General features: G+C 64.6%; 7 protein-coding genes and 1 riboswitch. Of the genes, 6 read left to right on the plus strand and 1 reads right to left on the minus strand.

Annotated elements, in window-relative coordinates; genetic code table 11:
- Positions 1 to 92 precede the first annotated feature (92 nt).
- Positions 93 to 827 carry a 3,4-dihydroxy-2-butanone-4-phosphate synthase gene (gene ribB, locus AB6M95_RS10990; protein ID WP_371386798.1) on the minus strand — a complete coding sequence of 245 codons (735 nt, stop codon included), beginning with the start codon at positions 825 to 827 and terminating at the stop codon, positions 93 to 95.
- Positions 828 to 952: 125 nt separating this feature from the next.
- Positions 953 to 1,102, minus strand: a riboswitch (FMN riboswitch).
- A 198-nt stretch (positions 1,103 to 1,300) separates the two neighbouring features.
- On the opposite strand from ribB, the gene AB6M95_RS10995 reads away from it, so the two are divergent.
- From AB6M95_RS10995 to AB6M95_RS11020, 6 genes are all read left to right on the plus strand, one after another.
- Positions 1,301 to 1,648: a hydrogenase maturation nickel metallochaperone HypA gene (locus tag AB6M95_RS10995; protein ID WP_084641181.1), complete on the plus strand. Its 348-nt coding sequence runs from the start codon at positions 1,301 to 1,303 to the stop codon at positions 1,646 to 1,648.
- Between the two features lie 15 nt (positions 1,649 to 1,663).
- A complete protein-coding gene (gene hypB, locus AB6M95_RS11000; RefSeq protein WP_371386799.1) occupies positions 1,664 to 2,323 on the plus strand; it encodes a hydrogenase nickel incorporation protein HypB in 660 nt (219 codons plus the stop codon).
- Positions 2,324 to 2,439: 116 nt separating this feature from the next.
- Positions 2,440 to 3,456, plus strand: a complete 1,017-nt coding sequence (locus AB6M95_RS11005) for an alpha/beta hydrolase family protein (RefSeq protein ID WP_371386800.1) — start codon at positions 2,440 to 2,442, stop codon at positions 3,454 to 3,456.
- A gap of 87 nt (positions 3,457 to 3,543) precedes the next feature.
- Positions 3,544 to 4,875, plus strand: a complete 1,332-nt coding sequence (locus AB6M95_RS11010; protein ID WP_371386801.1) for a sigma-54 interaction domain-containing protein — start codon at positions 3,544 to 3,546, stop codon at positions 4,873 to 4,875.
- A gap of 311 nt (positions 4,876 to 5,186) precedes the next feature.
- A complete protein-coding gene (locus AB6M95_RS11015; protein WP_371386802.1) occupies positions 5,187 to 5,384 on the plus strand; it encodes a NifB/NifX family molybdenum-iron cluster-binding protein in 198 nt (65 codons plus the stop codon).
- A gap of 111 nt (positions 5,385 to 5,495) precedes the next feature.
- Positions 5,496 to 6,371 (plus strand): P-loop NTPase, encoded by an 876-nt coding sequence (locus tag AB6M95_RS11020; protein ID WP_371386803.1) that lies wholly within the window; start codon positions 5,496 to 5,498, stop codon positions 6,369 to 6,371.
- Positions 6,372 to 6,475: the final 104 nt, after the last annotated feature.

The raw sequence follows: 6,475 nt of genomic DNA on the forward strand, positions 1-6,475 counted from the left end.
CGGCCCGGAAACGAAAAGGCCCCGCCGGGCGAAACGGCGGGGCCTGTGTTTTCAGGAGGAGAAGGCTAAAGGTTGTCGGTCTATGATCTATTCTACCGGCCCGAGGCGAAGGTGCTGCGGGGGAAGGTCCGGGTGGGCTTGACCACGGCCGAACTGTTCTCGGGTATGACCATCTCGGCGTTGATGTCGCCGATGTGCTCGCGGTAGGCGATGATGTCCTGGACCGTGCACATGGCCATCTGGTGCTTGATGGCGAAGGCCACGATCTCGTGCAGCTTGGCCATGGTCCCGTCCGGGTTGGTCAGCTCGCAGAGCACGCCGCACGGCTCCAGACCGGCCAACCGGTTCAGGTCCACGGTGGCCTCGGTGTGGCCGCCGCGTTCAAGCACGCCGCCGTGCTTGGCGCAGAGCGGGAACACGTGGCCGGGGCTGGCCAGGCTGGCGGGCGTGGCGTCCGGGGCGATGGCCGCCTTCACGGTGGTCACCCGGTCCGCGGCGGACACGCCGGTGGTCACGCCCTGGGCCGCCTCGATGGAGATGGTAAAGGCCGTGTTGTAGGCGCTGGTGTTGTTTTCGACCATCATGGGCAGGCCCAGCGACTTGATCTTGTCTTCGGTCAAGCACAGGCAGACGATGCCGCTGCACTCGCGGATGAGCATGGCCATCTGCTCGTTGGTGAGGGTCTTGGCCGCGAAGATAAGGTCGCCCTCGTTTTCGCGGTCCGCGTTGTCCGTAACCAGCACTCCGTTGCCCTTGCGCAGGGACTTGAGCGCTTTCTCGACCCTCGAGATGGGGCCGCCGAACTGTTTGAGGATTGGCTGATCCATCATGGAGCTCCTTTGAATAAAGAGTATGAATGAATCAGGGCGCATAGACAGGCGGACGAACGCAAGCGCTCGCCGCGGCAACCTACGGCCGTGGCGGAAACCGCCCGGCAACGGCTGCTGGACTGCCTCATTCTCTTCATTCCGGACTGTTACCGTCGGCCCCGGATTCGCACCGGGTCTGCTGGACCCCCTCCACCCGGAGGGGCGCTCGCGGGCTCACCGGCATACGCCGGATCACCGCCGGTGGGGACTTCCACCCCGCCCTGAGAACAAGTTGGCTTTAGCCATAAGACCGAACTGACTTGCAAGTCAACCAATACCGGCACATTTCGGCGGGTTTTTTCGGGCGGCCTCGGACAGGGGCGTATCCCCCGCTGATCAAGGGCATTTTTTCGTGCGGCCAGGACGGCTCGGCGGCCCGACAGCCTTGCCCACATCCGTTTTTCGGTGTAGTGCTCACAGCCATGCATGAAATGTCGATTGTCGAATCCATCCTCGGCATCCTGCGCGAAGAGATGGTCAAGTATGACGGCCAGAAGCTCAAGAAGGTGACCCTCAAGAACGGCCGCTTGGCCGGGGTGGTCACCGAGTCCCTGCAATTCGCCTGGGAGGCGCTCATTCCCGGCGGGGAATTCGACGGGGCCGAGCTCGAAATCATCGAGGTGCCGGTGAAGGTGGCCTGCGGCGAATGCGGAGAGGTATTCAGCCCGGAGCACACCCGGTGCATGCCCTGCCCCAAGTGCGAGGCTCTGCTGGGCCACAAGGTGCTGGAAGGCAAGGAACTGCTCATCGACTCCATCGAAGTGGACGACCAGCAATAAAGAGAAGGAGTGACCATGTCCAAGGAAGTGACCATAGTCCGCAACGTGCTTGAGGCCAACGACCGCTTGGCCGACGAGCTGCAGAAGAATTTCCGGGTCAAGAAGATCCTGTGCCTGAACCTGATGAGTTCGCCCGGCGCGGGCAAGACCACCCTGCTCGAACGGACCCTGACCGACCTCAAGGACGAGTTCAACATGGCCGTCATCGAGGGCGACCTGCAGACCGACAACGACGCCCAGCGCGTGGCCGCCACCGGCGCCCAGGCCGTGCAGATCAACACCGAGGGCGGCTGCCACCTGGATTCCGGCATGGTCATGGACGCCCTCAAGGCCATCGACACCGACGGCCTGGACATCCTCTTTGTCGAGAACGTGGGCAACCTGGTCTGCCCGGCCGAGTTCAACGTGGGCGAGGACTACAAGGTCACCCTGCTGTCCGTGGCCGAGGGCGACGACAAGCCCGAGAAATACCCCTTCATGTTCCACATCTCCGCGGTCATGCTGCTGAACAAGGTGGACCTGCTGCCCTACGTGGACTTCGACCTGCAAAAGGCCGAGAACCACGCCAGGAAGCTGAACAAGGACATCGAGGTCATGCCCATCTCCGCCCGCACCGGCGAGAACCTGGAGCAGTGGTACGACTGGCTTCGGAAAAAACGCGCCGAAAAGCTGTAGGCGGCAGCGCGACACCGACTCTCAAGGGCCTCCCGAACGGGCGGCCCTTTTCTTTTGCGGTTGCCCGGCCCATTCGCCCCGCGCTATGCTCCGGAAAACCGCCCAAGGAGAACTCCATGAAAAGACCGGTGCTCTTTCCGTCCCTCCCGCTCCTCCTCTGCCTGCTCTGGACCGCCCCCGCCCTGGCCGGGGTGGGCATGACCGAGGCCGAGTTCAAGGACGCGCAGCGCGGGCGGACCCTGAAGGCCCACATCTGGTATCCGAGCGACGGCGGCCCGGCCGCGCGCTTCGCGGAGAACGCGGTCTTCGAGGGGATCGACGCGGTCAAGGACGGCCCCCTCAGGCCCGGCAGATACCCCCTGTACATCCTGCTCCACGGGACCACGGGCAACTGGCGCAATCTCTCCTGGCTGGCGGCGCGCCTGGCCGAGAACGGCGGGGTGGTCTGCGCCGCCGACCATCCGGGCTACACCTCGGGCGACGCGACCCCGGCCACGGTCATCCGCGTCTGGGACCAGCCCCTGGACGCCAGCTTCCTGGCGCGGGAGATGCTGCGCTCCCGATTCAAGGAGAACATCGACCCGGCCAAGGTCTTTGCCGTGGGCTATTCGCTGGGCGGCTACAGCGCCCTGGCACTGGCCGGGGCCCGGCTCGACCTGCGCCGCTACCCCGCTTTCTGCGCCGAGAACCAGGACCGCTCGTGCCGCTATTTCCAGGCCGCCCTGCCGGGCCTGACGGAGCAGGACTTCGCCGAGGCCGCGCGGGACCTGAGGGATAAGCGGTTCACCGCCGCCGTGGCCATCGCGCCGGGATTCGTGGAGGCGTTCACGGACCAGTCCATCAAGGCCATCGCCATCCCGGTCCTGATCGTCGGCGGGGGCAAGGACCAAAACATCCCGCCCTCCACCCACTTCTACCCCCGGCTGCCGGAGTTCCCGCGCAAGGTCTTCTACAGGGAAATACCGGAAGCCTCCCACTTCAGTTTCATGCAGCTGTGCAAGCCGGGCGCGCTGAAGATCCTGGCCGAGGAGGACGCGGAGTTCGTCTGCATGGATTACGGCAGCGACCGGCAGGCCATCCACGACCGGCTGTACCAATACATCCAGGAATTCCTGCGGCAGAACGGCGGCTGATCCGCCCCGGTCGGGCCCGTTGACATCAGGCGAATTTTTCGCCCGGTTTTTGTTGGCAACCCCGGACGCCGGTTGTACGGTGGCCCCATGCCGTTTCCGAAGAACCTACCGCTCGAGGCCGTGTTCGCCTCCATCGCCGACGGGCTGTTCACCGTGGACGCCGACTGGAACGTGACCTATTTCAACGAGGCCGCGCAGCGCATCACCGGCATCTCCGAGGAGGACGCCCTGGGGCGCAAGTGCTGGGCCGTGTTCCGCTCGTCCCTGTGCGACGGTCAATGCGCGCTCAAGGCGTGCGTCCGCCAGGGCGGACGCATCGTCAACAAGTCCATCTTCATCGTCCGCTCGGACGGCACCACCCTGCCCGTGTCCATCTCGGCCTCGCCGCTCAAGGACAAGGCGGGCAACGTGGTCGGCGGGGTGGAGACCTTCCGCGACCTGACCGACATCCACGTCGCCCGGCAGCAGGCCAAGGACATCTACCGCTTCGAGAACATCGTGGGCCGCTCCCAGGCCCTGGAAAAGATCTTCCGCATCCTGCCCCAGATCAGCCGGTCCGAGGCGACCACCCTGCTCCTGGGCAAGAGCGGCACGGGCAAGGAACTCTTCGCCCGGGCCATCCACTCCTTGAGCCCGCGCAAGGACGGGCCGTTCGTGGCCGTGAACTGCGGGGCCCTGCCCGACACCCTGCTCGAATCCGAGCTGTTCGGCTACAAGGCGGGCGCGTTCACCGACGCGCGCACTGACAAGCCGGGCCGGTTCGAGCTGGCCCACGGCGGCACGGTCTTCCTGGACGAGATCGGGGACATGCCCCAGAACCTCCAGGTCAAGCTGCTGCGCTTCCTCCAGGAGAAGACCTTCGAACCGCTGGGCGGCGTCGCCCCGGTCCACGCCGACGTGCGCGTGGTGGCCGCCACCAACCGCGACCTGGAGGAGGCCGTGGCCGAAGGGACCTTCCGCCAGGACCTCTTCTACCGCCTCAACGTGGTCACCCTGACCCTGCCGCCCCTGACCGAGCGCCAGGAGGACCTGCCTCTGCTCATCGACCACTACCTCGCGGAGTTCAACAGCTCGCGCAACAAGGCCATCCTCGGTGTCAGCGAGGACGCCCTGCACGTACTCATGCGCCACGACTTCCCCGGCAACGTGCGCGAACTGGAAAACATCCTCGAATACGCCTTCATCCTCTGCCCGGACGGGTTCATCCAGGTGGAGCACCTCCCGGAATACCTCCACCCCGCAGAGAAATGCCTCGATGCGCCCGACGGGCTGTCCGGGACCATGGACGCCATCAAGCGCCGCGCCGCCAGGCTCGCCGTGCGCCGCAACAATGGCAAGCGCATGGCCGCCTGCCGCGAGCTGGGCATCACCAAGGACACTCTCCGCCGCCTGCTGGCCGAGCCGGAAGCGGGCGAATAATTCGCCCCAGATTGCGCAAAACGGGCGCAAAACTCGCCCTTTCATTCTTTCGTCTCACCGATAATATACCGTATTAATTGATTATTTTGTTTGGCACAGTCTGTGCTCATAAAGACGTAACCGGTGCGGGTCCTGCCGGATTTTTTTGGAGAGCGATGATGCGATCGGATTCCGCCAAGGTGATTTGCCTGGCGTGCTACCAGGACCGACTGGCCTCCGTGTGCGAGAACGCGGACGGATACAAGCTATTTGAAATACGTGATCAAAAATCTTACCCCGCAGGCCTCCTATCCCTTCCCTCAAAGGACCCTATGGACAGGACATCCGCCATATTGGCCTGCGGGGTAACCATTTTCCTGTGCGGGGCCATCTGCAACCGCACCCGGCACGCCCTGGAGCGGGCCGGAATCACGGTCATCCCCTGGCTGACCGGCACCGATTGCCAGGTGCTCGAAGGCTTTTTGCGCGGCGGGCTGGCCGAGTTGACCATGCCCGGGGTCACGGTTTGACATTTCTCCCACTATGATTATTTCTTTGTAACCCGGCCGCGGGCGTTCGCCGGCCGGGTTCTACGTGTACTTCTAGGCGGCTACGGGTCGCCGTTTATCCAGGAGAAGCATATGAGTGGTTGTGAAGGATGTGCGTCCGCCTCGCCTGACGGAACCTGCACCAGCGCCACGGGCTGCGACAAGCCCGAAGACCAGAAACTGCAAAAGACCCTGAGCCGCATCAAACACAAGATCGTGGTCATGTCCGGCAAGGGCGGCGTGGGCAAGTCCACCGTGGCCGCCAACATCGCCGTGGCCCTGTCCCTGGCAGGCAAGAAGGTCGGCCTGCTCGACGTGGACGTGCACGGCCCGAGCATTCCCCGGCTCCTCTCCCTCAAGGGCCAGCAGCCCCACATCGGCGACCAGGTCATGGAACCCGTGCCGTGGAGCAAGAACCTCTCGGTCATGTCCCTCGGCTTCCTGCTCCAGGACGACCGCCAGGCCGTCATCTGGCGCGGCCCGGTCAAGATCGGCCTGATCAAGCAATTCGTCGAAGACGTCATGTGGGGCGACCTCGACTACCTCATCGTCGACTGCCCCCCGGGCACCGGCGACGAACCCCTGTCCACCCTCCAGACCCTCGGACCCACCGCCATGGCCGTCATCGTCACCACCCCCCAGGGCGTGGCCATCGACGACGTGCGCCGCTCCGTGTCCTTTGTCGGCGAGGTCGGCAACCGCGTGCTCGGCATCGTCGAAAACATGTCCGGCTTCGCCTGCCCCGACTGCGGCAAGGTGCACCAGATCTTCAAATCCGGCGGCGGCGAGGAACTGGCCAAGGAATCCGGCGTCCGTTTCCTCGGCCGCATCCCCCTGGACCCGGCCGTGGCCGACTCCGGCGACGAAGGCTACCCCTTCATGAAAGTCCACCGCGATACCGCCACCGGCAAAGCCTTGGAACAAGTCATCGCCCCCATCCTCGCCCTCCCCGACCCGCCCAAGTCGTAGTCGGAAACATTGCCAATACAAAGGGTGGACGCGCGCTGCGCGTCCACCCTTTTTTTTTCGCCTCCGGCGGCCGGGGGAAGGGGGAAAGGGAACCCTTTGAAAAG

This window comes from Pseudodesulfovibrio karagichevae, from assembly GCF_041414475.1.
In the GTDB taxonomy this organism is placed as follows: Bacteria; Desulfobacterota; Desulfovibrionia; order Desulfovibrionales; family Desulfovibrionaceae; genus Pseudodesulfovibrio; species Pseudodesulfovibrio karagichevae.